Source organism: Enterobacter sp. HG048 (genome assembly GCF_024702055.1).
Classification (GTDB): domain Bacteria; phylum Pseudomonadota; class Gammaproteobacteria; order Enterobacterales; family Enterobacteriaceae; genus Enterobacter; species Enterobacter dykesii.
This window is the reverse complement of the sequence record NZ_JANLIZ010000006.1, coordinates 169,612-196,544: the sequence shown is the minus strand read 5'-3', so window position 1 is coordinate 196,544 and position 26,933 is coordinate 169,612. Positions and strand designations below refer to the sequence as shown.

Genomic DNA, 26,933 nt, shown 5'->3' with positions numbered 1-26,933 from the left:
CGAGTCCTTATTTCAGCGGCGAGTTCTTACGCTCGATGCTGTAGCGCTCAAGCTCTTTGTACGGCACTACCTGGCTTTTTTTCTTACGCACGTCCACAACGGTCATGCGGTCGGTGCAGGAGTAGCACGGGTCGAGGCTGCCGATGATCAGCGGCGCATCGGATACGGTGTTACCGCGCAGCATATAGCGCAGGGTTGGCCAGTTGGCGTAGGTGGCCGCACGGCAGCGCCAGCGGTAGAGCTTCTGGTTGTCGCCGGTCATGCTCCAGTGGATATCGTCCCCGCGCGGCGCTTCGGCAAAGCCGAGGGCAAAGCGGTTCGGAATGTAGGTAAAGCCCTCCACCATCAGCGGGCCGCCGGGAAGGTTATCGAGGCCGAAGTCGATCATGTTCAGGGCGGTGAACACCTCGTTAATGCGCACCCTGAGTCGCGAGATGACGTCGCAGCCCTGCTCGCTGTGCACGGTCATCGGCAGCAGGCCGTAGCCGACGAACGGGTGATCGGCACGGGTGTCGCGGGCGTGGCCGCTGGCGCGCACCATCGGGCCGACGTTGCTGAAGTCGCGGGCAATTTCCGGGTCAAGACGGCCGATGCCGACGGTGCGCTGCTCGATGTTTGGCGTGCTGAGCAGCATGTCCACCAGCTCCTGCACGTCGCGGCGCATCTGCTGCGCCAGCTGGCGGGTCTGGATCATGTCGTCCTTCAGCAGGTCGCGGCGGATCCCGCCGATCAGGTTCAGGCCGTAGGTTTTACGCGCCCCGGTGAGGATCTCCGCCATCTTCATTGACGCTTCACGCACGCGGAAGAACTGCATAAACCCGGAGTCAAAGCCGACGAAGTGGCAGGCCAGGCCGAGGTTCAGCAGGTGCGAGTGCAGACGCTCCACCTCCAGCAGAATGGCGCGGATCATCTGCGCGCGCTCCGGCACCACGATCCCCATGCCATTCTCCACCGAGGTGGTATAGGCGGTGCTGTGGGCGAAGCCGCAGATACCGCACACGCGGTCAGAGAGGAATGTCACCTCGTTGTAGCCCATGCGGGTTTCCGCCAGCTTTTCCATCCCGCGATGGACGTAGAACAGGCGGTAGTCGGCGTCGATGATGTTTTCGCCGTCGACGAACAGACGGAAGTGGCCCGGTTCGTCTGAGGTGACGTGCAGCGGGCCGATCGGCACCACGTTGTTCTTCTTGCTGCCCAGCTCGTTGATAAACTCGTAGGTTTCGCTGTCGGTGGTCGGCGCCGGGCGCTGGCGGTAGTCCATGCTGTCTTTGCGCAGCGGGTAGAGTTCGTCCGGCCAGTCGTCCGGCAGCACCAGGCGGCGCTCGTCCGGCAGGCCGACCGGCACCAGGCCGTACATGTCGCGCACTTCGCGCTCGCCCCAGACGGCGGCGGGCACGCGCGGCGTGACGGACGGGTATTCCGGCTTAGACGGGTCGACTTCGACGCGCACGGTGAGCCAGCACTTTTCGCCCTGCTCCATCGACATCACGTAGTACACGGCGTAATTGCCGCACAGCTGGCGCTCGTCGTTGCCGAACAGCACCGACAGCCAGCCGCCCTGCTGGTAGTACAGAAACTCGACCACTTCCGGCAGATAGTTCACCTTAATGGTGACGGTTACCTGGTCTTTGGTTTGCCAGGACTCCTCTAGCACCACGCCGGGGAAAGCCTGATGCAACGCGGCGAGATACTGCTGGCCTTTCTTTTCTTCAGACATAAATACTCTCTTTAATCACGCCACCAGCAAGGAGACGAACGCTAAAAATGCAAAACCAAAACCGGCCCAGGTGATGCGCGACGTTTCGACAAAACGCAGGCGCGCCATGCTGTTTTCAAACAGGGCAATCACCAGCACGCCGATCAGCAGCTTGAGGGCGGCAACCACGACGGCCAGCACCAGACCGCCTGCGGAGAAGTGCGTCATCTGCCCCCACGGGAAGAAGACGCCGACAAACATCTGCAGCACCACCAGCTGTTTGAGGCTGATGCCCCACTTCAGCACCGCGAAGCCGTAGCCGCTGTATTCGGTAAGCGGCCCTTCCTGCAGCTCCTGCTCGGCTTCCGCGAGGTCGAACGGCAGTTTGCCCATCTCAATAAACGTGGCGAACGCGCAGGCGCACAGCGCCAGCACCAGCGGGATCGAGCGCGCCACCGGCCAGTGGTAAACGGTGTGGGTGATAAAGCTGATGTGGGTAGAGCCCGCGACCTGCGCGGCGACCCACAGCCCCAGCAGCAGGATCGGCTCCACCAGTACGCCGAGCATTGCCTCGCGGCTGGCACCGATGCCGGTAAACGGGCTCCCGGTGTCCAGGCCCGCAATCGCAAAGAAGAAGCGGGCGATGGCGAAGAGGTAAATCAGCGTGATCAGATCGCCAAGCACGGGCAGCGGCGACGCCACCGTCACCACCGGCAGCGCGGTGGCGATGGTCAGCATCACGCCCACCATCACAAACGGCGTCAGGCGGAAGACCCAGCCTGCGGCATCCGGCGCAACGCTCTGACGGGAGAGCAGCTTGAAGAGATCGCGGTATTCCTGAAGCACCCCAGGCCCGCGACGGTTGTGCATCCGGGCGCGCGCCACGCGCGTGATGCCCGACAGCAGCGGCGCGGCGGCGAACAGCACCAGCGCCTGAAGAATTGCCAGTAACAGACTCATGTCAGGCTCCTCGTGAAATCACAATGACCACCAGCACAGCTAGCTCGATGACCGCCAGACGGCGGAACAGCACGGGTGCGGCGGCACTCTGCCAGCCGGGTACCCAGTCCACCGGGTTCAGCCAGTGGCGCAGCTTCAGCACGGCGGCGAAGTTCTCCTTCACCGGCATGGCAAAACCGTGGGCGGTGATGACCATCGACTGTTCGTGTTCGTAGCCGCAGGCCCACGCCGCACCGCGCGAGCGGGAGGCGAGCCGGTCGCGTTTGAAGAACAGCATCAGGACGAGCGGCAGCAGCGGTGCGCCAATCAGCAGCAGCGCGAGCATGGGCTGAGAGACGGTGGTATTCGCCACGGTCAGCGGCAGCGGAATGGCGTTGCCCAGAAGCGGCAGCAGCCACGGCGCGGCGACGCCACCCGCGATACAGCACAGCGCCAGCGCGACCACGCTGATGCCCATCAACAACGGTGCGCAGCAGGCGTTTTCCGCTTCGCGGGTGCGCGGCGCGCCGAGGAAGGTCACACCGTAGACTTTCGCCATGCACATCACCGCCAGCGCGCCGGTTATCGCCAGTCCAACCGCCAGCAGCGGGCCGAGCAGACGCGCGATAAAGACATCGCTCTGGCCGAGCGCGAAGAAGGACTGATAGATCACCCACTCCCCGGCAAAGCCATTCAGCGGCGGCAGCGCGGCCATCGCCATCAGCCCGACCAGCATCGCCAGTGAAATCACCGGCATCTTTTTGCCAATCCCGCCGAGCTTTTCAATATCCCGATGGCCGGTGCGGAACCAGACGCTGCCCGCGCCGAGGAACAGGGTGCTTTTAAACAGGCTGTGGTTGACGAGGTGATACAGACCGCCGATAAACCCGGCGGCAATCAGCGCCGGATGATTGAGCGCCAGCCCGGTCACGCCCGCGCCAATGCCGAGCAGGATAATGCCGATATTTTCCAGGGTGTGGTACGCCAGCAGGCGCTGGATATTGTGCTCCATCAGCGCGTACAGGCCGCCGACGAACGCGGTAATCATTCCGGCGACCAGCAGCACGACGCCCCACCACAGCGGCGGTTGTCCGCCGGTCAGCGTAATCGCCAGAATCCCGAACAGACCCACTTTCATCACCACCACAGAAAACAGCGCGGCGGCAGGCGCGGAGGCATTGGCATGCGCCTGCGGCACCCAGCCGTGCAGCGGGATGATGCCGGCGAGCAGGCCAAAGCCGAGCACGCCCAGCAGCCAGACGTCGTTCCCCAGCGGATGCCCGTTGAGCGCAGCGAAGTCCAGCGTGCCAAAGCGGTGCCACACCAGCCAGCAGGCCAGCGCCAGCAGCAGCGTCCCGAGGCGTCCCAGCGCAAACCACAGCTTGCCGGAGGCGCTGCAGCCGGTCAGGAACACGCCGCAGAGCGCCATGATTTCCGCCATCACCACCAGCGCGCCGAGGTTGCTGGCGCTAACGGTACAGACCGCCGTCGCCATCAGCAGGTTAACCAGCAGGCCGTTGGCTTTAGCGTGCGGGTGGCGATGCCAGTCGATATTGAACAGGCTGATAAACAGCCCGCACAGGCCAAACGTCACCAGCCAGATGGCGTTCAGGGGCGTGATCTCAACCGTGTGGCGAATCAGCGGCATCACGGTCTCAGCGGGCTGGCCGCCGAGCAGGACAACGCCGCCTGCCGCCAGCGTCATCAGGCTAGCGGCCGCCCCGCCGATCCCGGCGATCGCGCCGCTGAGCATTTTATAGAATGAGAAGATCAGCGCCAGAACAGCGGCGACAGCAAAACAGGCTACCGCGCTGGTAATCATCATCGCCGCGTTCATTTCGCCCCCTCGTTAAGCGCCTGTAGCAGAGAAAGGTCGCCAAAATCACTGTTGATGGTCAGCTCGCGTTTACGCTTGCTGGTACGGGCGATGTCGCGAATGTTAACCAGAATCAACGCCTTAGTCGGGCAGGTGCGCACGCATGCCGGGCCCTGCTCATCGAAGCTGCACAGGTCGCATTTCACCGCAACGGCACGAATGCCGGGCACCCAATCCAGCAGCGTGCTTACGCGTGCAGGTGCCGGGGGCGCGGGCGGGGCTTTTGGCGAGTTGGCGTTCGCCGGAATATGCAGCGGACGGCTGCCGGAAAATTCAATCGCGCCGAACGGGCAGGCAATGCCGCACAGCTTGCAGCTTACGCACAGGCTTTCGTTCAGCTGGACAGCGCCATCAACGCGGGTGATGGCATTCACAGGGCAAACGCCCGCGCAGGGGGCATCTTCACAGTGATGGCAGAGCTGCGGGGCAGACTCTTTTTCATTACGCATGACGTGCAGACGCGGCATGGACTGCAGCCCATGCAGGCGATGCGTTTCCGAACACGCCGCCTCACAGGTTCGACAGCCAATACAGACCGTCGAGTCGGCAATTACAAAACGGTTCACCGGGTTATCCTCTGGTGATAGTCATTTTTGACGAAAAACTGTCTTGTCGACACTTCTCGACACGCATGGGTCAGGCCACGTTCGCTGAGGTATTTCCATCCATCAGCTGCTTCAGGTTGACCGGAAGATCGTGTTCAACGGCGGCGTACAGGCCGTTATAGACCGGCGCGATTTTTTCCAGATAGTGCTCCAGCACCTGCTGGCGATCGCGGTTGCTGACGTGGCCGTCCACCATGCCGTCGGCCATTAGCTGCGCCTTCGCAATACACTGTTTTTCGCCGTCTTTTGTCTCGAGGTGGTACTCAATGGTGTGGCTGTTGAAGTTATCCGCCAGGGTAACGTTGATGATGAAATGGCCGAAGAGGACAAAGCGCATGTCGCCCTGCGCCGCGCAGCTCATCGCGTGGTGAAGACGCGCTTTCGAGAGGGTTATGCCCTGAACCAGAGAGTTGCAGTAGAGGTGCCACTGGTCCTGCAGCTGCTGATGACGCTGCGCGATGTAATCCGCTTTTTCGCTGATTTCCCAAATAGTCATAGAAGGTATCCGGTTAATGGAGATAGCGGCTGTTAAGCAGATTCCATGCCAGTTTTTATATATATGATTTTAAATAGGTTTAATTACAAAACCGCTGTCAACGCCGCGGTGTCGACGTGTCATTTCGACAGCGCTGACATCGTCACGCCTTAACAAAAATCAAGCTGGCACCGTTATTGCATTCAATGGCGCAATTCATTGAGGAGGCGTCATGCACGAAATCACCCTCTGCCAGCGGGCTCTGGAACTTATCGAACAGCAGGCAGTGCAAAACCACGCGAAGCGCGTCACCGGCGTCTGGCTGAAGGTCGGGGCGTTTTCCTGCGTCGAGCCCAGCGCCCTGAATTTCTGTTTTGAGCTGGTGTGTCGCGGCACGCTGGCGGAAGGCTGCGAGCTCCATATCGAAGAGCAGCAGGCGGAGTGCTGGTGCGAGCAGTGCCAGCAGTACGTCACCCTGCTGTCATCAAAGGTTCAGCGCTGTCCGCAGTGTCAGAGCACCGGTCTTCGCATCGTGGCGGACGACGGCATGCAGATCCAACGCCTCGAAATCGAGAAGGAGTAAAGTATGTGTAGCACCTGCGGTTGCGCCGAAGGCAACCTGTATATAGAAGGGGATGAACACCGTCCCCATTCCGCGTTTCGCTCCGCGCCCTTTTCGCCTGCCCCGCGGCCTGCTGCGGCTTTAATCGGTATCACCTTCGCCCCGCAACGCTCCGCTGCGGGCGATCTCCACTACGGTCACGGCGAAGCGGGTACCCACGCGCCGGGCATCAGCCAGCGCCAGATGCTGGAAGTGGAAATCAACGTGCTGGACAAAAATAACCAGATCGCCGACCGCAACCGCGCGCGCTTTGCCGCCCGCGAACAGCTGGTGCTGAACCTGGTCTCCAGCCCCGGTTCCGGCAAGACCACGCTGTTAACGGAAACGCTCAAACGCCTGAACGGGCGCGTCTCCTGCGCGGTGATTGAAGGCGACCAGCAAACCGTTAACGACGCGGCGCGCATTCGCGAAACCGGCACCCCGGCGATTCAGGTCAATACCGGCAAAGGCTGCCACCTGGATGCGCAGATGATTGCCGACGCCGCCCCGCGTCTGCCGCTGGCGGATAACGGCATTCTGTTTATTGAAAACGTCGGCAACCTGGTCTGCCCGGCGAGTTTCGATCTGGGCGAACGCCACAAGGTAGCGGTGCTTTCGGTGACCGAAGGCGAAGACAAGCCGCTGAAGTACCCGCATATGTTTGCCGCCGCGTCCATCATGCTGCTGAACAAAGTCGACCTGCTGCCGTACCTGAATTTCGACGTGGATAAATGCCTGGCGTATGCCCGTGAGGTGAATCCGGAGATCGATATCCTGCTTGTCTCCGCCACGCGAGGCGACGGGATGGATGCCTGGCTGAACTGGCTGGAGAGCGAACGATGTGCATAGGCGTACCGGGACAAATTCACGCTATCGACGGTAATCAGGCCAAAGTGGAGGTCTGCGGCATCCTGCGCGACGTCGACCTGACGCTGGTGGGCAGCAGCGATGAAACGGGCGCATCGCGTCTCGGCCAGTGGGTGCTCGTCCACGTGGGGTTTGCCATGAGCGTAATTAACGAAGCGGAAGCCCGCGACACGCTGGATGCCCTGCAAAACATGTTCGACGTGGAGCCTGACGTGGGCGCGCTGCTGTACGGCGAGGAGCGTTAGCCATGCGTTACGTTGATGAATACCGCGCGCCGGAACAGGTGCTGCAGCTTATCGGGCACCTGAAAACGCGCGCAGCGCTGCTGGACTACACGAAAGAGAGACCGCTGCGGATCATGGAGGTGTGCGGCGGACACACGCACGCCATCTTCAAATTTGGCCTCGACCAGCTGCTGCCGGAGAACATCGAGTTTATCCACGGCCCCGGCTGCCCGGTGTGCGTGCTGCCGATGGGGCGCATCGACAGCTGTATTGAAATTGCCAGCCAGCCTGACGTCATTTTCTGCACCTTTGGCGACGCGATGCGCGTGCCGGGGAAAAACGGCTCGCTGCTGCAGGCGAAAGCGCGCGGAGCCGACATCCGGATCGTCTATTCGCCGATGGATGCCCTGACGCTGGCGGAGGACACCCCCGCGCGCAAGGTGGTGTTTTTTGGCCTGGGGTTTGAAACCACCATGCCCGCCACCGCCATCACGCTGCAGCAGGCGAAAGCACGCGGCGTCGATAACTTTTTCTTCTTCTGCCAGCACATTACGCTCATTCCCACACTGCGCAGCCTGCTGGAAGAGCCTGGCAACGGTATTGACGCCTTTCTGGCACCGGGCCATGTCAGCATGGTGATTGGCACAGACGCCTACGGTTTTATCGCTGAACAGTACAATCGTCCGTTAGTGGTCGCTGGTTTCGAACCACTTGATCTACTGCAAGGTGTGACCATGCTGGTTGAGCAGAAAATAGCGGCCCTGAGTGCAGTGGAAAACCAGTACCGCCGCGTGGTGCCGGATGCGGGAAATGAACGGGCGCAGCAGGCGATAGTCGACGTGTTCAGCGTTGAGGGCGACAGCGAGTGGCGTGGTCTGGGGCTGATTGCCGAATCCGGCGTGCGCCTGACGCTGGCCTATCGCGCGTTCGACGCCGAAGCGCATTTCCGCCCGCAGCCGCAGCAGGTTTGCGACGATCCCCGGGCACGCTGCGGCGACGTGCTCACCGGTAAATGCAAACCGCATCAATGCCCGTTATTTGGCAATACCTGTAACCCGCAAACGGCGTTTGGCGCGCTGATGGTCTCCTCCGAAGGGGCGTGTGCCGCGTGGTATCAGTATCGCAACCAGGAGAGTGAAGCATGAATACGGTTGAAATGGCGCACGGCAGCGGCGGACAGGCGATGCAGCAGCTGATTAACCGGCTGTTTATGGAAGCCTTCAACAATCCCTGGCTCGCCGAACAGGAAGACCAGGCGCGCATTGACCTCGTCACCCTCACCGCGCAGGGCGACAGGCTGGCGTTCTCCACCGACAGCTACGTGATCGATCCGCTGTTCTTCCCCGGCGGCGATATCGGCAAGCTCGCCGTCTGCGGCACGGCCAACGACGTGGCGGTCAGCGGCGCTATTCCGCGCTACCTCTCCTGCGGGTTTATCCTCGAAGAGGGGTTACCGATGGAGACGCTCACGGCAGTGGTCAACAGCATGGCGCAGACCGCGCGCGAGGCGGGGATAGCTATCGTCACCGGCGATACCAAAGTGGTGCAGCGCGGCGCGGCCGACAAGCTGTTTATCAACACCGCCGGCATGGGGGCGATCCCCGCCGATATTCACTGGGCGGCGCAACAGCTTAGCGTGGGCGACGTGCTGATCGTCACCGGAACGCTGGGCTGCCACGGGGCGACCATCCTTAACCTGCGCGAAGGTCTGGGGCTGGATGGCGAACTGCGCAGCGACTGCGCGGTGCTCACCGCGCTGATTCAGACGCTGCGGGGTATTCCCGGCGTGAAAGCCCTGCGGGACGCGACGCGAGGCGGCGTGAACGCTGTGGTCCACGAATTTGCAGCAAGTTGCGGGTACGGGATTGAACTCACCGAGCGCAGCCTGCCCGTTAAGCCTGCCGTTCGCGGGCTTTGCGAACTGCTGGGCCTGGACCCGCTCAACTTTGCCAACGAAGGCAAACTGGTGATTGGCGTTGAACGCGCGGCCGCGGAAGCCGTTCTTGAACAGCTGCGGGCTCATCCGTCAGGAAAAGAGGCGGCGATGATTGGTGAAGTGGTTGAGCGCAAAGGGGTGCGCCTGGCCGGGCTGTATGGCGTTAAACGCACGCTGGATCTGCCGCACGCGGAACCCTTACCCCGTATTTGCTAGAACCGCGCCAAAAGCGGTCAGCACTGAATCTCTTTTTTGCCAGTTTCTATTGGAAAGCAATATGTCGTATACACCGATGAGCGATCTTGGACAGCAGGGCCTGTTTGATATCACGCGCACACTTTTACAGCAGCCCGACCTCGGTGCGCTGAGCGATGCCCTGACGCGGCTGGTCAGGCAATCGGCGCTGGCGGACAGCGCCGCGATTGTGCTCTGGCATAGCGGAACGCAGCGCGCGAGCTACTACTCGACGCGTGATAATGGCAAAACGTTTGAATACGAAGACGAAACGTATCTGGCGCATGGCCCGGTGCGCCGCATACTCTCCCGGCCTGAAGTGCTGCACTGCAACTTTGCGGAGTTCCGCCAGGCGTGGCCGCGGCTCGCGGATAGCGATCTCTATCAGTCTTTCGGGCATTACTGCATGCTGCCGCTGGCGGCAGAGGGCCAGATTTTTGGCGGCTGCGAGTTTATCCGCACGACCGACCACCCCTGGAGCGAGGCGGAATACGAGCGCCTGCATACCTTTACCCAGATTGTGGCCGTCGTTGCGGAGCAGATCCAAAGCCGCGTCACCAATAACGTCGATTACGACCTGCTGAGCCGCGAGCGCGACAACTTCCGCATTCTGGTCGCCATCACCAACGCCGTGCTCTCCCGCCTGGACATGGACGAGCTGGTCAGCGAAGTCTCGAAAGAGATCCACCACTATTTCAAAATCGACGCCATCAGCATTGCGCTGCGCGGGCATCGCAAGGGCAAGCTGAACATCTACTCCACGCACTATCTCGATGAAGCCAACCCGGCGCACGAGCAGAGCGAGGTGGACGAAGCGGGCACCCTTTCCGAGCGGGTCTTCAAGAGCAAAGAGATCCTCCTGCTCAACCTGAACGAGCAGGACCCGGTCGCGCCGTACGAGCGGATGCTGTTTAACACCTGGGGCAATAAAATTCAGACCCTGTGCCTGCTGCCGCTGATGTCCGGCAACACCATGCTGGGCGTGCTGAAGCTGGCGCAGTGCGAGGAAGGCGTGTTTACTACCGCCAACCTGAAGCTGCTACGCCAGATTGCCGAGCGTATCTCTATTGCCCTGGATAACGCCCTCGCCTATCAGGAAATTCATCGCCTGAAAGAGCGGCTGGTGGATGAGAACCTGGCCCTGACCGAACAGCTCAACAACGTGGACAGCGAGTTTGGTGAAATCATCGGGCGCAGCGACGCCATGTACAGCGTGCTTAAGCAGGTTGAAATGGTGGCGCAAAGCGACAGCACGGTGCTGATCCTGGGCGAAACCGGCACGGGCAAAGAGCTGATAGCCCGCGCAATCCACAATCTGAGCAACCGCAACAGCCGACGGATGGTGAAGATGAACTGCGCCGCGATGCCTGCGGGGCTGCTGGAAAGCGATCTGTTCGGCCACGAGCGTGGTGCATTCACCGGGGCCAGCAGCCAGCGGCTGGGCCGGTTTGAGCTGGCGGACAAAAGCTCGCTGTTCCTCGACGAAGTGGGCGATATGCCGCTGGAGCTACAGCCGAAACTGCTGCGCGTCCTTCAGGAGCAGGAGTTTGAACGTCTTGGCAGCAACAAGCTTATCCAGACTGACGTGCGGCTGATTGCAGCCACCAACCGTGACCTGAAAAAAATGGTCGCCGACCGCGAGTTTCGCAGCGATCTTTACTATCGTCTGAACGTCTTCCCGATCTTCCTGCCGCCGCTGCGCGAACGCCCGGAGGATATCCCCCTGCTGGTCAAAGCCTTTACCGCGAAGATTGCGCGCCGGATGGGGCGAAACATCGACAGTATTCCTGCCGAGACGTTGCGTACCCTTTCATCGATGGAATGGCCCGGCAACGTGCGCGAGCTGGAAAACGTCATTGAGCGCGCGGTGCTGCTGACGCGCGGTAACGTGCTGCAACTCTCTCTGCCTGAGGTTACGCTTCCTGACGTAACCGCGCCCGCCGCCGAGACAGCGAAAGAAGGAGAAGATGAATATCAGCTCATTATGCGCGTGCTGAAAGAGACCAACGGCGTGGTCGCCGGACCAAAAGGTGCCGCCCAGCGACTGGGGTTAAAACGCACCACCCTGCTGTCACGCATGAAGCGTCTCGGTATTGATAAAGAGAGCCTCATTTAAGGCCTTATTCCGGCGGTGTTTTTCTGACACCGCCTTTTGTTACCCTGCGCAATTGTCCCTCATTGACACAAAATCGTTTCCTCTGTATAAAATTCCGCCTTAATAATGAGTTTCATTTGCATCAATAATAATTTTAATGAAGGGTAGCGTTTCATGAAAAAGGTCATCTGCGCGTTAGGCCTGGCGATTGCGTCGGTCGGTTCTGCTCTGGCAACCACCTATCCCCTGACGATTGAAAACTGTGGCTATAAAGAGACATTCACCAAAGCGCCGGAACGCGTCGTGGCCCTGGGCCAGAACACCGTCGAAATTTTGCTCCTGCTGGGTCTGGAAGATAAGGTGAAGGCCAGCGCCTTCTGGCCGACCAAAGTGCTGCCGCAGCTGGCGGAACAGAATGCAAAAATCAAAACCCTGACGGTCGAAATCCCTACCCTTGAATCCGTGCTGGCGCAAAACCCCGACTTTGTTCCCGCCCAGACGCCACTGCTGCTGGGGCCTGAAAGCAAGGTCGCAAAACGCGACGATCTGATGACCCTGGGCGTGAACAGCTACGTGTCGCCGGGCATGTGCGCGACCAAAAAAGCCACTGGCGATATGTACGGCAGCCGCCAGAAGCTTTGGGATATGACGTATCTCTACAAAGAGATAGAGGATTTCGCCAAAATCTTTAACGTTGAAGATCGCGGTCAGGCCGTCATTGCCGATTTCAAAAAACGCGAGGCCGACCTGCGTAAGGAATTCGGCAAGAGTAAAAAAGATCTTTCGTTTGTCTTCTGGTTCTCCAGTTCATCCCCTTCTGCGGACGCCTACGTCGGCGGTAAAAATAGCCCCTCCGGGTTTATCGCCAGCCTGATGGGCGGTCATAACGCCATTACGTCCGAGACCGAATGGCCAACCGTGGGCTGGGAGAGCATTATTGCCGCCAATCCGGATGTGATAGTGGTCTCCAGCCTCGATCGCAACCGCTGGGCGCTGGATAACGCGGAAGAGAAAATCAAATTCCTGAAGAGCGATCCGGCGGTCAGCCAGCTGGACGCGGTGAAAAAAGGCCATATCGTGGTGATGGACGGCCAGGCGATGAATCCGACGATCCGTACGATTTACGGGGCTGAGCAGGTCGGCGAACAGCTCAGAAAGCTGGGGCTGAACTGATGACAACCGCCGTTCTTCAGGCCCGGCAGAGCCTGGTTCTGACGACCTCGGCTTTGCTCGCCCTGGTACTGTTATTTCTGACGATCGCGCTGAGCGTCAGCGTCGGCGAGCTGTCCATCCCGCTGCAGAACGTGTTTTACGCCATCAGCAATAAAATGGGGCTCACCGAGGTTCCGCTCACCCGCATCTATGAGAGCGTGATCTGGGACTTTCGCCTGAGCCGCGCGCTGGTTGCGGCCTGCTGCGGCGCGGGGCTGGCCATCTGCGGTGCCGTATTGCAGAGCCTGCTGAAGAACGCGCTGGCGGAACCCTACGTGCTCGGCGTGTCCGCGGGCGCGTCGACCGGGGCGGTTTCTGTCGTCGTATTGGGGATCGGCACCGGTGCGGTCTCCCTCTCTGCCGGTGCCTTCGCCGGGGCGTTCGCCGCGTTTGCGTTTGTCGCGTTTCTGACGAACGGCGCGCGCGGGGGAAATGAACGTACCATTCTGGCTGGCGTTGCCGCCTCGCAGCTTTTCAACGCCATTACGGCCTACACCATCAGCACCTCTGCCAGCGCCCAGCAGGCGCGCGACGTGATGTTCTGGCTGCTGGGCAGCTTCAGCGGCGTACGCTGGCCTGAATTCCAGCTGGCACTGGTCGTGGTGCTGACTGGATTAGCCGTTTGCCTCTACTATTCCCGGGCGCTGGATGCCTTTACGTTCGGCGATGACGCCGCCGCCTCTTTAGGTATTGCCGTCCCGTGGGTTCGCCTGACGCTCTTTACCACTACCGCGCTGATTACCGCGACGATTGTCAGCATGGCGGGCTCAATCGGCTTTGTCGGGCTGGTAGTGCCGCACGTGATGCGCTTCCTGTTCGGGCCGCTGCACCGCACGCTGCTGATTGCCAGCGCGCTGGCAGGGGCTATCCTGATGGTGCTGGCTGATATTGCCTCGCGCATGCTGATTGCGCCGCAAAGCCTGCCCGTCGGCGTGGTCACCGCGCTGGTTGGCGTGCCTTTCTTTGCCGTGATTATCTACCGCTCAAGGAATAAGTGATGAGTATCTGCGCTGAAAATATTACCTGGAAGGTCGGCAAAAAAGTCATCGTTAATGACGTCTCGCTGAAGGTTTCTCGGGGCGAAACGGTAGGGCTGCTTGGTCCTAACGGCTGCGGTAAATCGTCTCTTTTACGTATCCTGGCGGGGCTGCGTCGCCCTGATGCGGGCTGTGTGACGCTGGACGGGCAGGACATCTCTCGTATTGCCAAAAAGCAGCTTGCCCGCCGGGTCGCCTTCGTCGAACAGCACGGCATGACTGACGCCAACATGCGCGTTCGTGACGTGGTGAAACTCGGGCGTATTCCGCACCACTCCGCTTTTTCCAACTGGAGCAACCACGATGACGAAACCGTCACCGCCGCCCTGCAGCGCGTGGATATGCTGGATAAAAGCGACCAGGGCTGGCTGAGCCTCTCCGGCGGCGAGCGCCAGCGGGTGCATATTGCCCGCGCCCTGGCTCAGACCCCAACGGAAATCCTGCTGGACGAGCCGACCAACCACCTGGACATTCATCATCAGATGCAGCTGATGCAGTTAATCAGCGAATTACCGGTCACCAGCATTGTCGCTATCCACGATCTCAACCACGCCTCGATGTTCTGCGACTCGCTGATTGTGATGCAGAAAGGGCAAATTGTGGCGACGGGGACACCGCAGGACATCTTATCCGAGTCTTTGTTGTGGGATGTCTTCCGGGTCAAAACCAAAATCGAGATCTCGCCGTTCCATGGCAAAAAGCACATCCACTTTATCGTTTAGGGACGAGTGAACGACGATGCCCCTTCGCCCTGCCGCCACGCTCTGGCCGCCCGTCTTACTGGGTAGCCAGTTTGTTTTCAACATTGGCTTTTACGCCGTCGTTCCCTTCCTGGCGATATTTCTGCGCGACGACATGCTGCTCTCCGGTGGTCTGATCGGGCTGATCCTGGGCCTGCGTACCTTCTCACAGCAGGGGATGTTTATCGTTGGCGGTGCGCTCTCGGACCGGTTTGGCGCGAAAGTGATTATCCTGAGCGGCTGTATTGTTCGTGTTTCAGGCTATCTGCTGCTGGCCTTCGGGGAATCCCTGTGGCCGATTATTCTGGGCGCGTGTCTGACGGGCGTTGGCGGCGCGTTATTCTCCCCCTCGATTGAGGCACTGCTGGCAAAAGCAGGCACTCACAGCGAGGAAAAAGGCAAACGCAGCCGGGCGGAATGGTTTGCACTCTTTGCCGTCTGCGGAGAGCTCGGCGCGGTACTCGGCCCGGTTGCTGGCGCCCTGCTCACCGGGCTGGGTTTTCGTCAGGTGGCGCTGGCGGGGGCTGGCGTCTTTATCATTGCGCTAGTAGTGCTCTTCTTTTGCCTGCCTGCTGCTGGCCACCGTTCACAGACGCTGAAAATACAGCCCTGGTGGACAACGTTCCGTCAGCCGCGCTTTGTCGCCTTTATCATTGCCTACAGCTCGTGGCTGTTAAGCTATAACCAGCTTTATTTGGCGCTGCCGGTGGAGATCCAGCGTTCTGGCGGTAACGAGAAAGATCTCGGCCCGCTTTTTATGCTGGCCTCCGTTCTGATCATCACCTTACAGCTGCCGCTGGCGCGTTTCGCCCGTCGCGTGGGTGCGGTGAGAATTCTGCCGGTGGGATTTTTGCTCCTTTCAGCCGCCTTTGCGAGCGTGGCGACGTTCGCCCCGATGACGCCGCCGGAAGGCTGGCTGCGCTTACTGCCTTCTGTCTGTTTTGTGACGCTGTTGACGCTGGGGCAAATGCTGCTGGTGCCATCTGCTAAAGATCTGATCCCTCGGTTTGCGGAGGAATCCACGCTTGGCGCGCACTACGGCGCACTCGCTACCGCCGGAGGCATAGCGGTACTGGCGGGAAACTTGTTGTTTGGCAGCCTGCTGGACCGCGCGCTGGTGCCCTCAACGCAGGCGATGTATCCCTGGCTGCTGCTGGCCCTCTTCCCGCTTTGCAGCGCGCTAGCCCTAAAGGTGATTTGCGGCCCGATGAGACGCTGAACCAATCACTTTTTCGGACGGTATTTCTCGGGAAGTTCCGGCACGGGACGACGGTCATCCATCAGATGACGAACGGTCAGAATGGGATGACGCCATAACATACGCGGACCAGCCCAGCGCATAACCTGCTTCATCTCCTCGCGTCTGGCAGGCTGATAGCAGTGGACCGGACACTGTTTACAGGCGGGCTTTTCCTCACCGAAAACGCACTTATCCAGGCGCTTATCGGCATACGCGTTGAGTGCCTGATAGTGCCCTTCCTCCTGAGATGCCTGCGGACACTGCTTTTCATACAACGCGATCATTTTCGCGATGGTCTCTTTTTCTCGTGAGATGCGTTTACCGGACATAGCGGATTACCGAATAATAAAGTGCAAAAATCATACATCTTTCAATGCGGGATTTCAGTTGTTGCATGCCGTTTTCTGAAGCCTGATTCCAGTTTTAGCCCTGCAGCGACCGATAATCACTGGTATTTTATACAGGCATCAGAAACGACCTTTGTCCGTGTTGTCTGGAGACCCTATGCAAGAGCTCACGATCGGCAAACCCTATCGCCATTTGAAAGTGGGATATTTTAGAAAGCGCCATGAAGACCGCAATACCAAGATACCGAAGCGCTACAGCGTCCATGCGGCGTTGAGCTTAAAAGGTGACTGGCTTGAAAAGGCCGGGTTTACGACCCACTCAAGGGTCAGAGTGGGCGTGGAGCATGGAAAAATTGTTATCGAATTAATGTCGGAAGATGCCTCGTAAAGCCACGACATTTTTCTGCGCCGGACCTTTTTTTCATGCGACAATAGAAGGAACAAACGGCCACTGAGCCCATCAAAACAGTTAATTTTCAAAGAAATGGACATCATAACTCCATGAGCACAATCGACAATTTCGACGCACATACGCCGATGATGCAGCAGTATCTGAAGCTGAAAGCACAGCATCCGGAAATCCTGCTGTTTTACCGTATGGGCGATTTTTACGAGCTGTTTTATGACGATGCTAAGCGTGCATCGCAGCTGCTCGACATCTCTCTGACCAAACGTGGCGCATCGGCAGGCGAGCCCATTCCTATGGCAGGTATCCCGCACCACGCGGTAGAAAACTACCTGGCGAAGCTGGTGAATCAGGGCGAGTCCGTTGCCATCTGCGAACAGATCGGCGATCCAGCGACCTCAAAAGGCCCGGTGGAACGCAAAGTCGTGCGCATCGTTACGCCTGGCACCATCAGTGATGAAGCCCTGTTACAGGAGCGCCAGGATAACCTGCTGGCAGCGCTGTGGCAGGACGGTAAAGGGTTTGGCTACGCGACGCTGGACATCAGCTCCGGGCGTTTTCGTCTGAGTGAACCGGCTGACCGTGAAACGATGGCCGCCGAACTGCAGCGCACCAACCCGGCAGAATTGCTCTATGCCGAAGATTTCGCCGAAATGGCCCTGATTGAAGGTCGTCGCGGGCTGCGCCGTCGTCCGCTGTGGGAATTCGAAATTGATACCGCGCGCCAGCAGCTGAATCTGCAGTTTGGCACCCGCGATCTGATTGGCTTTGGCGTTGAAAATGCCCCGCGCGGGCTGTGTGCGGCAGGGTGCCTCCTGCAGTACGTGAAGGATACCCAGCGCACCGCCCTGCCGCATATCCGCTCTATCACCATGGAGCGCCAGCAGGACAGCATCATCATGGATGCCGCCACGCGCCGTAATCTGGAGATCACGCAGAACCTGGCGGGTTGCGTCGAAAATACGCTCGCGTCGGTCCTCGACAGTACGGTAACGCCAATGGGCAGCCGCATGCTGAAACGCTGGCTGCATATGCCGATCCGCAATACCGAGACGCTGGTTTGCCGTCAGCAGACGATTGCCGCGTTGCAGGATCGCTATACCGAGCTGCAGCCGGTTCTGCGCCAGGTGGGCGATCTGGAGCGTATCCTTGCTCGTCTGGCACTGCGAACAGCTCGACCACGCGATCTCGCGCGGATGCGTCATGCTTTCCAGCAGCTGCCGGAACTGCGTGCGCAGTTGAGTGACGTTGACAGCGCGCCGGTACAGAAACTCCGCGAAACCATGGGCGAATTTACCGAGCTACGCGAACTGCTGGAGCGCGCCATTATCGATGCGCCTCCGGTTCTGGTGCGTGATGGTGGCGTGATTGCCCCTGGCTACAACGAGGAGCTGGACGAATGGCGCGCGCTGGCCGACGGTGCGACGGACTACCTCGATAAGCTGGAAATTCGCGAGCGCGAGCGTCTAGGGCTCGACACCCTAAAAGTGGGGTATAACGCGGTACACGGTTACTATATTCAGATTAGCCGCGGGCAGAGCCACCTGGCGCCGATTCACTACGTGCGTCGCCAGACGTTGAAAAACGCCGAACGCTACATCATTCCTGAACTGAAAGAGTACGAAGACAAAGTTCTCACTTCGAAAGGTAAGGCGCTGGCGCTGGAAAAACAGCTGTATGACGAGCTGTTCGACATGCTGATGCCGCACCTGGGCGACCTGCAGCAGAGCGCCAGCGCGCTGGCGGAGCTGGACGTGCTGGTGAATCTGGCAGAACGCGCTGAAACGCTGAACTACACCTGCCCAACCTTTACCGACAAGCCCGGCATTCGTATCACTGAAGGCCGTCACCCGGTGGTAGAGCAGGTGCTGAACGAACCGTTCATCGCCAACCCGCTGAGCCTGTCACCGCAGAGAAGAATGTTGATCATTACCGGCCCAAACATGGGCGGTAAGAGTACCTATATGCGACAGACGGCGCTGATTGCGCTGCTTGCGTATATCGGCAGCTACGTCCCGGCGCAAAACGTGGAGATTGGCCCCATCGACCGCATCTTTACCCGCGTCGGGGCAGCGGACGATCTCGCGAGCGGACGCTCAACCTTCATGGTCGAGATGACCGAAACGGCAAACATTCTGCATAACGCGACGGAGCACAGCCTTGTGCTGATGGATGAAGTCGGACGCGGAACGTCAACCTATGATGGTCTGTCGCTGGCATGGGCCTGTGCGGAAAGCCTTGCGAATAAAATCAAGGCCATGACGCTGTTTGCCACCCACTATTTCGAACTGACGCAGCTGCCGGAGAAAATGGAAGGGGTTGCGAACGTTCATCTGGATGCGCTGGAGCACGGCGATACCATTGCCTTCATGCACACGGTGCAGGATGGCGCGGCGAGCAAGAGCTATGGTCTGGCCGTCGCGGCGCTGGCCGGTGTACCGAAAGAAGTGATTAAGCGCGCGCGTCAGAAACTGCGTGAACTGGAAAGCCTGTCACCGAATGCGGCGGCGACGCAGATTGATGGTACGCAGATGTCGCTACTGGTGCCTGCGGAAGAGACGTCGCCTGCGGTGGAAGCGCTGGAGAACCTCGACCCGGATTCGCTGACGCCGCGTCAGGCGCTGGAGTGGATTTACAGGTTGAAAAGTCTGGTTTAGTTTTCTGCGGTCTTTTGCCCGGTGGCGCTGCGCCACCGGGCTTTTTTTTACAGCAGCGGCGGGATTGTCGGCACCTGCGGCGCCTCATCAATATCCTTCTGCGTCATGCGGAACGCTTCCGGGTAATGCTCACGGCTGGTACGACGCAGCGGTTCGGTATCGCGCCAGGTATACAAACAATGCTGGCACTGATAAACGGTCCAGACCCCTTTTACCGGCGACGTCGCCATCACTTCAATATGCTCATCGGCACAACGTGGACAAATCATCTTTTCCTCCTTATTGACGTGCTGCCAGCATCGCGGTCAGTTTTTCGGCCCAGGCTTTGGTTTCAGGCAGATCCTGTACCGGCTGGCTGTAGTGGCCCCGGGTATCCGGTGCGACAGGCGTGGTCGCATCAATAATCAGTTTGTCAGTAATGCCCGCCGGGCTGGATCCGGGATCGAGTTCAAGCACCGACATGTTCGGCAGTTGCACCAGATCGCCTGCCGGGTTGACCTTCGATGACAGCGCCCACATCACCTGCGGGAGGTTGAACGGGTCGACATCCTCGTCCACCATGATCACCATCTTCACGTAGCCCAGGCCGTGCGGCGTTGTCATGGCGCGTAAACCGACCGCGCGGGCAAAACCGCCGTAACGCTTTTTGGTAGAGATAATCGCCAGCAGACCGTGGGTGTACATCGCATTCACCGCCTGCACTTCCGGGAATTCCGCTTTCAGCTGCTGGTAGAGCGGCACGCAGGTGGCCGGGCCCATCAGATAATCAATCTCGGTCCACGGCATGCCGAGGTAAAGGGATTCGAAAATCGGTTTGGTGCGGTAAGAGACTTTGTCGATACGGACCACCGTCATGTTACGGCCACCGGAATAGTGTCCGGTAAACTCGCCGAATGGCCCCTCGATTTCACGCTTGCGGCCTTCAATCACACCTTCCAGTATCACTTCTGAACCCCACGGCACATCGAAGCCGGTCAGCGGCGCGGTGGCAATCGGATACGGGCTTTCACGCAGCGCGCCGGCCATTTCATACTCGGACTGATCGTACTTCAGCGGCGTGGCGCCCATCAGGGTGATGATCGGGTCGTTGCCCAGCGTAATCGCAATCGGCAGGTCTTCACCGCGCTCTTCCGCCTTGTGCAGATGCAGGGCGATATCGTGCATCGGAACAGGCTGCAGGCCCAGCTTGCGCTTGCCCTTAACTTCCATGCGGTAGATCCCGACGTTCTGCTTGCCGAAGTTGTCCGGGTCGAGCGGATCGCGCGAGACAACGCACGCTTTATCGAGATAAAAACCGCCGTCACCGTCGTTCAGGCGAAACAGCGGCAGGATATCGAACAGGTTAATGTCTTCACCGTCCACCGTATTCTGCGCCCAGGCCGGGTTGGCGCGGCGCTCCGGCGTGACGGGAAATTTATCCCAGCGGCGGATGAACTCGTCGATCTGTTTTTTTACCGGGGTGTTCGCAGGGATCCCCATCGAAATGGCGTGGTTCTGCCAGGAGCCGATGGTGTTCATCACCACGCGGGCATCGGTAAACCCGCGAATGTTGTCGAACCACAGCGCGGGCGCGCCGTCGCCAATGCGGCCGGTCGCGTTGGCTGCCGCCGCCAGATCGGGCTCGGCGTTAACCTCTTCCTCAATTTTCAGCAGTTGCCCTTGCTCATCGAGCGCCTGCAGGAAGCTTCTCAAATCATCAAATGCCATCTTTATTCTCCTGTGAAAAATGTTTCGCCTCCCGCAACCCGTTCCAGCGGCGCGCCTTTTTATGCTCCAGACCGAACTGGTCAAGCACGCGGGTCACAATGTGCTGGGTAATGTCATCGGCGGTTTGCGGGTGGTTGTAATACGCAGGCATAGGCGGCACCATCGCCACGCCCATGCGGGAGAGCGCAAGCATATTCTCCAGATGAATGGTGCTGAGCGGCGTTTCACGGGGCACCAACACCAGCTTGCGCCCCTCTTTCAGCACCACATCCGCCGCACGTCCCACCAGCCCTTCGGCATAGCCCGCGCGGATACCCGCCAGCGTTTTCATACTGCAGGGAATGACGATCATGCCGTCGGTACGAAACGAGCCGGAGGAGATGGTGGCGGCCTGGTCAGCCGGGCTGTGGACAACGTCAGCCAAAGCAGCAACGTCCTGCGCGGTGTATGGCGTTTCCAGCTCAATGGTGGTTTTTGCCCACTTAGACATCACCAGATGCGTCTCCACCTCCGGCATTTCCCGCAGCGCCTGCAGCAGCGCCACGCCCAGCGGAGCACCCGTTGCCCCCGTCATTCCCACGATTAATCTCATTCAACACCTCAATCAATTTGTTCGTACACGAACATTATGAGTAAATTACTCCCTGATCGATTTCCTGACAAGATTGTTCGCATACGATCACACGAATTGCTAAAAAATGCCGCGTTAAAATCCAGGGCAAGAGCAGCTATCATAGAGGGAGATTTTTTCCGTCGGAGTGTTCATGGAACTAAGACAAGAGGCGTTCCACCTGTTACGTCAGCTTTTTCAACAGCATACCGCCCAGTGGCAACATGCCTTACCGGAACTGACCAAGCCGCAGTATGCGGTGATGCGCTCTATTGCCGAGCATCCGGGTATTGAACAGGTGGCGTTGACCGAAGTGGCGGTCAGCACGAAAGCGACCCTGGCGGAGATGCTCAGCCGCATGGAGGCGCGCGGTCTGGTCAAACGCGAGCACGATCCGGCCGATAAGCGACGCCGGTTTGTCTTTCTGACGCCAGAAGGTGAAGCCCTGCTTGCGGGCTGTAAACCGGTTGGCAACGAGGTGGATGAGGCGTTTTTAGGACGTCTTAACAAGGCCGAGCGGGAGCAGTTCTCTGCGCTCATCAAAAAGATGATGCACGATTAATTCACGGTGGTGCGCATAAAATCGATAAAAGTGCGCACCTTCGCCGACACGTGCCGGGCATCGGGATAAACCGCATAGATGCCCTGCCGCGCAAAGGTATATTCCGGTAACACCGGGACCAGTTTTTTCGCATCAATCGCATCGCGCGCCAGCCATTCCGGCAGTAACGCCACGCCTCCGCCCGCGAGTGCAAAGGCCATAAGAGCCTGTGCGCTGTCGGCAAACAGGCGCGGCGCTTTTTTTATCTCCAGCGTTTCAGGCGCACCGCTGGCATCCTTCACCTGCCAGCGCAGCGGCGAGGCCAGGCGCTCGTGAATAATCCAGTCGGCGTGGGCCAGCTGCGCAAGCGTTTCGATCGGATGGTTGACCAGCCACCCGGGCGCCGCGACGGGAAGAATAGAGAAGTGCGAAATCAGCGCGGCGTGGTTGCGCGAATCGGCAAGCGTTCCCAGCCGGATAGCTACGTCAAAGCGCTCCGAGATAAGGTCGGCGTGCAGGGACGACGAAACATGCCGCACGCGAAGATCCGGATGCTGCTGGCTAAACCTGGCCAGCAACGGCACCACCACCTGGGAGCCATATTCAGGCGTGGTCGTGATCCGCAGTTCACCGGTAAGCCCCGCATGATTCGCACGGACATCATCCTGTAGCCGTTCCGCATCCTTCAGAAGCGCCACGCTGCGTTGATGAAAAAGCGCGCCCGCCTCGGTTAACGTCAGGCGGCGGGTGGAGCGCAGCAGCAGCGTAACGCCCAGCTCATCTTCAAGCTGGCGAATATTGAAGCTGACGACCGCTTTTGTCAGCCCCATTGCCTCGGCTGCGGCAGTGAAACTGCCGGTATCGGCCACCGCGACAAACATCTGCGCCCGCTGTAGGTTAATCATCATCACGCCTTTTACTGTCAAAATATTTTTGACAGTATATCGCGCTTTGTCAGGTTTATCCGAGCTTCCCGGATCGATAGGATACGCCACCTCACCGGAGGATCCACCATGACGTATCGCAGCAAAGTCGCCGTTGTCTATCTGCTGGGCTTTTTTCTTGATTTGATCAACATGTTTATTGCCAGCGTCGCCTTCCCGGCAATGGCTCACGCCTTTAACACCGCGCCTTCAGCCCTTGCCTGGGTCAGTAACGGGTACATTGCCGGCCTGACGCTGGCGATCCCGTTCAGCAGCATGCTCACGCGCCGCATCGGGCCAAAGCGCGTCATCCTGCTCTCGCTTTTTCTGTTCAGCGCAGCCTCCGCTGCGGCGGGCCTGTCAGCAACGCTTGAAAGCCTGATCGCCTGGCGAGCGATCCAGGGCGTGGGTGGAGGCTTACTGATCCCCGTTGGACAGGCGCTGACCTGGCAACAGTTTCAGCCTCACGAGCGCGCCAGACTCTCCTCGGCGGTGATGCTGGTGGCGTTACTTGCCCCGGCCTGCTCCCCTGCTATCGGGGGCCTGCTGGTGCAGACGCTCAGCTGGCGATGGATATTTTTCGCCACGCTACCGGTCGCTATCGTGACCTTTGTTATGGCCTGCCTGTGGCTTAAACACGAAATGCCCGCGATGAAAGCGGCCAGACTGCTAAACCTGCCGTTGCTCGCGGACCCGCTTTTGCGTTTTTCGATGCTTGTTTATTTATGTGTTCCCGGCGTATTTATTGGGGTGAACGTCACGGGCATGTTTTATCTTCAGCACGAGGCGAACATGAGCCCAGCCGCAACGGGGATGCTCATGCTGCCGTGGTCCGTAGCATCGTTTATCGCCATCACGGCAACGGGACGATATTTTAACCGCATCGGCCCCCGACCGCCGATCGTCATCGGCTGCCTGCTGCAGGCGACGGGTATTCTGCTTTTGATTAACGTCAGCTCAACAACGCTGTTGCCTGTCGTCGCGTTTACCCTGATGGGCGCGGGAGGAAGCCTGTGCAGCAGTACGGCTCAGAGCAGCGCGTTTCTGACGACGCGCCGGGAAGAGATGCCGGATGCCAGCGCGCTGTGGAATCTCAATCGCCAGCTGAGCTTTTTTGCCGGTGCCCTGCTGCTTGCGCAGGCGCTGAACCTGGCGCAGGCCTGGCTGCCACCGCTCGCCGCCTGGCACGCGATGTTTTTTTTGGCCGCAGGTATCACCTTGCTGCCTGTACCGTACGTTTTTCGTCTTAACAATACGCAGGTGCTTACCCAGCTGCGACAGGAGAATTCATGACGCCTTTCGAACACGACATTATCGACCTCCACATTGCGCTTGAAGACTGGTTAGGCAAAGGCGAAGGCGATGCCGACGCCCTGCTCACCCGATTCCATCCGGATTTCCTGATGATCCCGCCTGGCGGTGTGCAGATCGACTATAGTGGTCTTGTCAGTTTTCTGGAAAAACAGCGCGGAAGCCGTCCCGGACTGAAGATCGTCATTGACGAATTATCCACGATCCAGCGCTGGGATCGTGGCGCGGTGCTTCACTACCGCGAGACGCAAACCCGGCCAGATCTGCCCGTTAACGTGCGCTGGTCAACCGCGGTGCTCAATCAGGAAGGCGACAAAATAACGTGGCGTCTGCTGCACGAGACGGCGGCACAGCCGTAACACAAAAGAAAAAGGCCCGTCTCACGACGGGCCTTTTTTGACGAAAGGTTGCTTATTCGCGGAACAGCGCTTCGATATTCAGACCTTGCCCCTGCAGGATTTCACGCAGGCGGCGCAGACCTTCAACCTGAATCTGACGAACACGTTCACGGGTCAGGCCAATTTCGCGGCCGACGTCTTCCAGTGTTGCAGCTTCATACCCCAGTAAACCGAAACGACGTGCCAGCACTTCACGCTGTTTGGCGTTCAGTTCGAACAGCCATTTGACGATGCTCTGTTTCATGTCATCGTCCTGCGTGGTGTCTTCCGGGCCGTTGTCTTTTTCATCGGCCAGGATGTCCAGCAGCGCTTTTTCGGAGTCGCCACCCAGCGGGGTGTCAACAGAGGTAATGCGCTCGTTGAGACGCAGCATACGGCTAACGTCATCAACCGGTTTATCGAGTTGCTCGGCAATCTCTTCTGCGCTTGGCTCGTGGTCCAGTTTATGGGACAACTCGCGCGCGGTACGCAGATAAACGTTCAACTCTTTGACGATGTGAATCGGCAGGCGGATCGTACGGGTCTGGTTCATAATAGCCCGTTCGATGGTCTGACGAATCCACCAGGTCGCGTAGGTTGAGAAACGGAACCCGCGTTCCGGGTCAAACTTCTCAACTGCGCGGATGAGACCTAAGTTGCCCTCTTCAATCAGATCCAGCAGAGCCAGACCACGATTGCCGTAACGGCGGGCAATTTTCACGACCAGTCGCAGGTTACTTTCAATCATGCGACGACGCGAGGCGACATCACCACGCAAAGCACGACGTGCGAAATAGACTTCTTCTTCGGCCGTTAGCAGTGGGGAGTAACCAATCTCCCCAAGGTAAAGCTGAGTCGCGTCCAGTACACGCTGTGTGGCGCCCTGCGATAACAGCTCTTCTTCAGCCAAATCGTTATCACTGGGTTCCTCTTCTACTAAGGCTTTTTCGTCAAAAGCCTCTACTCCGTTCTCATCAAATTCCGCGTCTTCATTTAAATCATGAACTTTCAGCGTATTCTGACTCATAAGGTGGCTCCTACCCGTGATCCCTAAACGAGACACCCTGGCTGGCATGCCCCGTCAAATTATCGCTGCGGCAAGTACTGCAGCGGGTTTACGGATTTCCCCTTGTAACGAATTTCAAAATGCAAGCGTGTAGAACTGGTTCCGGTGCTACCCATGGTAGCGATTTTTTGCCCCGCCTTAACTTCTTGTTGTTCCCGGACCAGCATTGTGTCGTTATGGGCGTAGGCACTCAGGTAATCATCGTTATGTTTGATGATAATAAGATTACCGTAACCGCGCAGAGCGTTACCGGCATACACAACGCGTCCGTCTGCGGTCGCGATGATAGCCTGTCCTTTACTCCCTGCGATATCGATCCCTTTATTTCCCCCTTCGGAGGAAGAGAAGTTCTCGATAACCTTGCCGTCAGTTGGCCAGCGCCATGCAGAGATTGGCGAACTGGAGGTCATACTGCTGGCAGTCGGTTCAGTAGAGCTAACCACAGGTGCCGTCACCGGTGCTGTGACAACAGTCGCAGTACCTTTATTATTCGGCAACATTTTGTTAGCAGTCTGATCACCTGAATCCTCAGAATACGTAATTACAGGTTGTGAAGCAACCACCGTGGTGGATTTTTGTGCAGGCTTAACGCTGTTATTTTGAGCCGTCACATCGGCCGCTGAAACGGTGTTGCCAGGCGTGAGCGGCGTACCCGTCGCGTTGCCCACCTGGAGCGTTTGCCCGACTTCCAGACCATATGGGGCCTGGACGTTATTGCGCTGCGCGAGATCACGGAAATCGTTCCCGGTGATCCACGCAATGTAGAACAACGTGTCGCCACGCTTCACGGTATAGGTGCTGCCGCCAGTGTAACTGCCTTTCGGAATGTTCCCATACTGGCGGTTATAGACTATGCGGCCATTCTGGGTCTGGACAGGCTGTTCGACTGGCTGAACCTGCATTGGCTGTGTAACAGGATGTTGCACAGGCTGAATTTGTGGTGTTTGCTGCGGTGCAGCCGTCCCCATTTTAGGCGGCGGCGTGATTAACATTCCGCTGGACGTGTTACCGGAGCCGCTGTTTCCGCCGACGGAACTGACGGGCGCAGGCGCGTTGTTAGAACTTGTACAGCCTGCCAGCCAGAGCGAAACCAGTGATAATGCCGCAACACGGCTGATGGTGAATTTAGGGCTTCCCGCGCTCATTTATCCCCCAGGAATGTGTTAACTACCAGTGACTTAAAATTTACCGTGAAGGCACGAATCTTTCGC

The 26,933-nt window shown here is 58.9% G+C and carries 27 protein-coding genes; 15 read left to right on the top strand and 12 right to left on the bottom strand.

Going from position 1 to position 26,933, the window contains the following annotated elements:
- Positions 1-7: 7 nt before the first annotated feature.
- The 5 genes from NUX24_RS10355 to hycA form a co-directional block, all read right to left on the bottom strand.
- The gene (locus tag NUX24_RS10355; protein WP_214577201.1) at positions 8-1,717 is read right to left on the bottom strand and encodes an NADH-quinone oxidoreductase subunit C; all 1,710 of its coding nucleotides are present in this window, start codon (positions 1,715-1,717) and stop codon (positions 8-10) included.
- Positions 1,718-1,732: 15 nt separating this feature from the next.
- Positions 1,733-2,656, bottom strand: coding sequence for a respiratory chain complex I subunit 1 family protein (locus tag NUX24_RS10350; RefSeq protein WP_039263381.1), 924 nt, complete (start codon positions 2,654-2,656; stop codon positions 1,733-1,735).
- 1 nt (position 2,657) lies between these two features.
- The gene (hycC, locus tag NUX24_RS10345) at positions 2,658-4,472 is read right to left on the bottom strand and encodes a formate hydrogenlyase subunit 3 (RefSeq protein ID WP_257831339.1); all 1,815 of its coding nucleotides are present in this window, start codon (positions 4,470-4,472) and stop codon (positions 2,658-2,660) included.
- A complete protein-coding gene (locus NUX24_RS10340) occupies positions 4,469-5,077 on the bottom strand; it encodes a 4Fe-4S dicluster domain-containing protein (protein ID WP_023308971.1) in 609 nt (202 codons plus the stop codon). The genes hycC and NUX24_RS10340 overlap by 4 nt, the downstream gene beginning before the upstream one ends.
- A gap of 70 nt (positions 5,078-5,147) precedes the next feature.
- Positions 5,148-5,612, bottom strand: coding sequence for a formate hydrogenlyase regulator HycA (gene hycA / locus NUX24_RS10335; protein WP_045404197.1), 465 nt, complete (start codon positions 5,610-5,612; stop codon positions 5,148-5,150).
- A gap of 211 nt (positions 5,613-5,823) precedes the next feature.
- On the opposite strand from hycA, the gene hypA reads away from it, so the two are divergent.
- The 10 genes from hypA to NUX24_RS10285 all read left to right on the top strand — a co-directional run bounded on the left by hypA (position 5,824) and on the right by NUX24_RS10285 (position 15,756).
- A complete protein-coding gene (hypA, locus tag NUX24_RS10330) occupies positions 5,824-6,174 on the top strand; it encodes a hydrogenase maturation nickel metallochaperone HypA (protein ID WP_045404196.1) in 351 nt (116 codons plus the stop codon).
- Positions 6,175-6,177: 3 nt separating this feature from the next.
- Positions 6,178-7,041, top strand: a complete 864-nt coding sequence (hypB, locus tag NUX24_RS10325) for a hydrogenase nickel incorporation protein HypB (RefSeq protein ID WP_257831335.1) — start codon at positions 6,178-6,180, stop codon at positions 7,039-7,041.
- Positions 7,032-7,304, top strand: a complete 273-nt coding sequence (locus NUX24_RS10320) for a HypC/HybG/HupF family hydrogenase formation chaperone (protein ID WP_023333212.1) — start codon at positions 7,032-7,034, stop codon at positions 7,302-7,304. Before hypB ends, NUX24_RS10320 begins: the two co-directional genes overlap by 10 nt.
- 2 nt (positions 7,305-7,306) lie before the next feature.
- Positions 7,307-8,428 (top strand): hydrogenase formation protein HypD, encoded by a 1,122-nt coding sequence (gene hypD, locus NUX24_RS10315; protein WP_257831332.1) that lies wholly within the window; start codon positions 7,307-7,309, stop codon positions 8,426-8,428.
- Positions 8,425-9,435 carry a hydrogenase expression/formation protein HypE gene (gene hypE, locus NUX24_RS10310; RefSeq protein ID WP_257831330.1) on the top strand — a complete coding sequence of 337 codons (1,011 nt, stop codon included), beginning with the start codon at positions 8,425-8,427 and terminating at the stop codon, positions 9,433-9,435. Before hypD ends, hypE begins: the two co-directional genes overlap by 4 nt.
- A 61-nt stretch (positions 9,436-9,496) precedes the next feature.
- Positions 9,497-11,569: a formate hydrogenlyase transcriptional activator FlhA gene (flhA, locus tag NUX24_RS10305; RefSeq protein WP_257831328.1), complete on the top strand. Its 2,073-nt coding sequence runs from the start codon at positions 9,497-9,499 to the stop codon at positions 11,567-11,569.
- A gap of 153 nt (positions 11,570-11,722) precedes the next feature.
- Positions 11,723-12,721: an ABC transporter substrate-binding protein gene (locus NUX24_RS10300; protein WP_214577208.1), complete on the top strand. Its 999-nt coding sequence runs from the start codon at positions 11,723-11,725 to the stop codon at positions 12,719-12,721.
- Entirely contained in the window at positions 12,721-13,758 is a 1,038-nt protein-coding gene (locus NUX24_RS10295; RefSeq protein ID WP_047650277.1) for an iron ABC transporter permease, read from the top strand. The genes NUX24_RS10300 and NUX24_RS10295 overlap by 1 nt, the downstream gene beginning before the upstream one ends.
- Complete coding sequence (locus NUX24_RS10290) at positions 13,758-14,519, top strand: ABC transporter ATP-binding protein (RefSeq protein ID WP_047646251.1); 762 nt, start codon at positions 13,758-13,760, stop codon at positions 14,517-14,519. The genes NUX24_RS10295 and NUX24_RS10290 overlap by 1 nt, the downstream gene beginning before the upstream one ends.
- Positions 14,520-14,535: 16 nt before the next feature.
- Positions 14,536-15,756 (top strand): MFS transporter, encoded by a 1,221-nt coding sequence (locus NUX24_RS10285; RefSeq protein ID WP_257831324.1) that lies wholly within the window; start codon positions 14,536-14,538, stop codon positions 15,754-15,756.
- A gap of 5 nt (positions 15,757-15,761) precedes the next feature.
- On the opposite strand, the gene NUX24_RS10280 is transcribed toward NUX24_RS10285, so the two are convergent.
- The gene (locus NUX24_RS10280; RefSeq protein WP_029739543.1) at positions 15,762-16,106 is read right to left on the bottom strand and encodes a nitrous oxide-stimulated promoter family protein; all 345 of its coding nucleotides are present in this window, start codon (positions 16,104-16,106) and stop codon (positions 15,762-15,764) included.
- A 175-nt stretch (positions 16,107-16,281) separates the two neighbouring features.
- Between NUX24_RS10280 and NUX24_RS10275 the strand changes: the two genes are divergently transcribed.
- Positions 16,282-16,512 (top strand): SymE family type I addiction module toxin, encoded by a 231-nt coding sequence (locus NUX24_RS10275; RefSeq protein ID WP_047650274.1) that lies wholly within the window; start codon positions 16,282-16,284, stop codon positions 16,510-16,512.
- 113 nt (positions 16,513-16,625) lie between these two features.
- Complete coding sequence (gene mutS / locus NUX24_RS10270; RefSeq protein ID WP_257831321.1) at positions 16,626-19,187, top strand: DNA mismatch repair protein MutS; 2,562 nt, start codon at positions 16,626-16,628, stop codon at positions 19,185-19,187.
- Between the two features lie 47 nt (positions 19,188-19,234).
- On the opposite strand, the gene NUX24_RS10265 is transcribed toward mutS, so the two are convergent.
- Genes NUX24_RS10265 through NUX24_RS10255 form a run of 3 tightly spaced genes read right to left on the bottom strand, consistent with a single transcriptional unit; the run spans position 19,235 to position 21,486 of the window.
- Positions 19,235-19,456, bottom strand: coding sequence for a non-oxidative hydroxyarylic acid decarboxylases subunit D (locus NUX24_RS10265; RefSeq protein WP_003862116.1), 222 nt, complete (start codon positions 19,454-19,456; stop codon positions 19,235-19,237).
- A gap of 10 nt (positions 19,457-19,466) precedes the next feature.
- Entirely contained in the window at positions 19,467-20,894 is a 1,428-nt protein-coding gene (locus tag NUX24_RS10260) for a non-oxidative hydroxyarylic acid decarboxylases subunit C (RefSeq protein ID WP_126329607.1), read from the bottom strand.
- On the bottom strand, positions 20,884-21,486 hold the full coding sequence (locus tag NUX24_RS10255) for a non-oxidative hydroxyarylic acid decarboxylases subunit B (protein WP_008499595.1): 603 nt from the start codon (positions 21,484-21,486) through the stop codon (positions 20,884-20,886). Before NUX24_RS10255 ends, NUX24_RS10260 begins: the two co-directional genes overlap by 11 nt.
- Before the next feature lie 172 nt (positions 21,487-21,658).
- On the opposite strand from NUX24_RS10255, the gene NUX24_RS10250 reads away from it, so the two are divergent.
- The gene (locus tag NUX24_RS10250; RefSeq protein WP_023308984.1) at positions 21,659-22,066 is read left to right on the top strand and encodes a MarR family winged helix-turn-helix transcriptional regulator; all 408 of its coding nucleotides are present in this window, start codon (positions 21,659-21,661) and stop codon (positions 22,064-22,066) included.
- On the opposite strand, the gene NUX24_RS10245 is transcribed toward NUX24_RS10250, so the two are convergent.
- On the bottom strand, positions 22,063-22,950 hold the full coding sequence (locus NUX24_RS10245; RefSeq protein ID WP_257831379.1) for a LysR family transcriptional regulator: 888 nt from the start codon (positions 22,948-22,950) through the stop codon (positions 22,063-22,065). The genes NUX24_RS10250 and NUX24_RS10245 overlap by 4 nt on opposite strands.
- Before the next feature lie 108 nt (positions 22,951-23,058).
- Between NUX24_RS10245 and NUX24_RS10240 the strand changes: the two genes are divergently transcribed.
- The gene (locus NUX24_RS10240) at positions 23,059-24,261 is read left to right on the top strand and encodes an MFS transporter (RefSeq protein ID WP_257831317.1); all 1,203 of its coding nucleotides are present in this window, start codon (positions 23,059-23,061) and stop codon (positions 24,259-24,261) included.
- The gene (locus NUX24_RS10235) at positions 24,258-24,638 is read left to right on the top strand and encodes a DUF4440 domain-containing protein (RefSeq protein WP_214577212.1); all 381 of its coding nucleotides are present in this window, start codon (positions 24,258-24,260) and stop codon (positions 24,636-24,638) included. The genes NUX24_RS10240 and NUX24_RS10235 overlap by 4 nt, the downstream gene beginning before the upstream one ends.
- Before the next feature lie 52 nt (positions 24,639-24,690).
- Here the strand turns inward: NUX24_RS10235 and rpoS are convergent, their stop codons facing one another.
- Both rpoS and nlpD read right to left on the bottom strand, forming a co-directional pair.
- Positions 24,691-25,683, bottom strand: a complete 993-nt coding sequence (gene rpoS, locus NUX24_RS10230) for an RNA polymerase sigma factor RpoS (protein ID WP_008499600.1) — start codon at positions 25,681-25,683, stop codon at positions 24,691-24,693.
- Positions 25,684-25,742: 59 nt separating this feature from the next.
- Positions 25,743-26,867, bottom strand: coding sequence for a murein hydrolase activator NlpD (gene nlpD, locus NUX24_RS10225; RefSeq protein ID WP_045286502.1), 1,125 nt, complete (start codon positions 26,865-26,867; stop codon positions 25,743-25,745).
- Between the last annotated feature and the right edge of the window lie 66 nt (positions 26,868-26,933).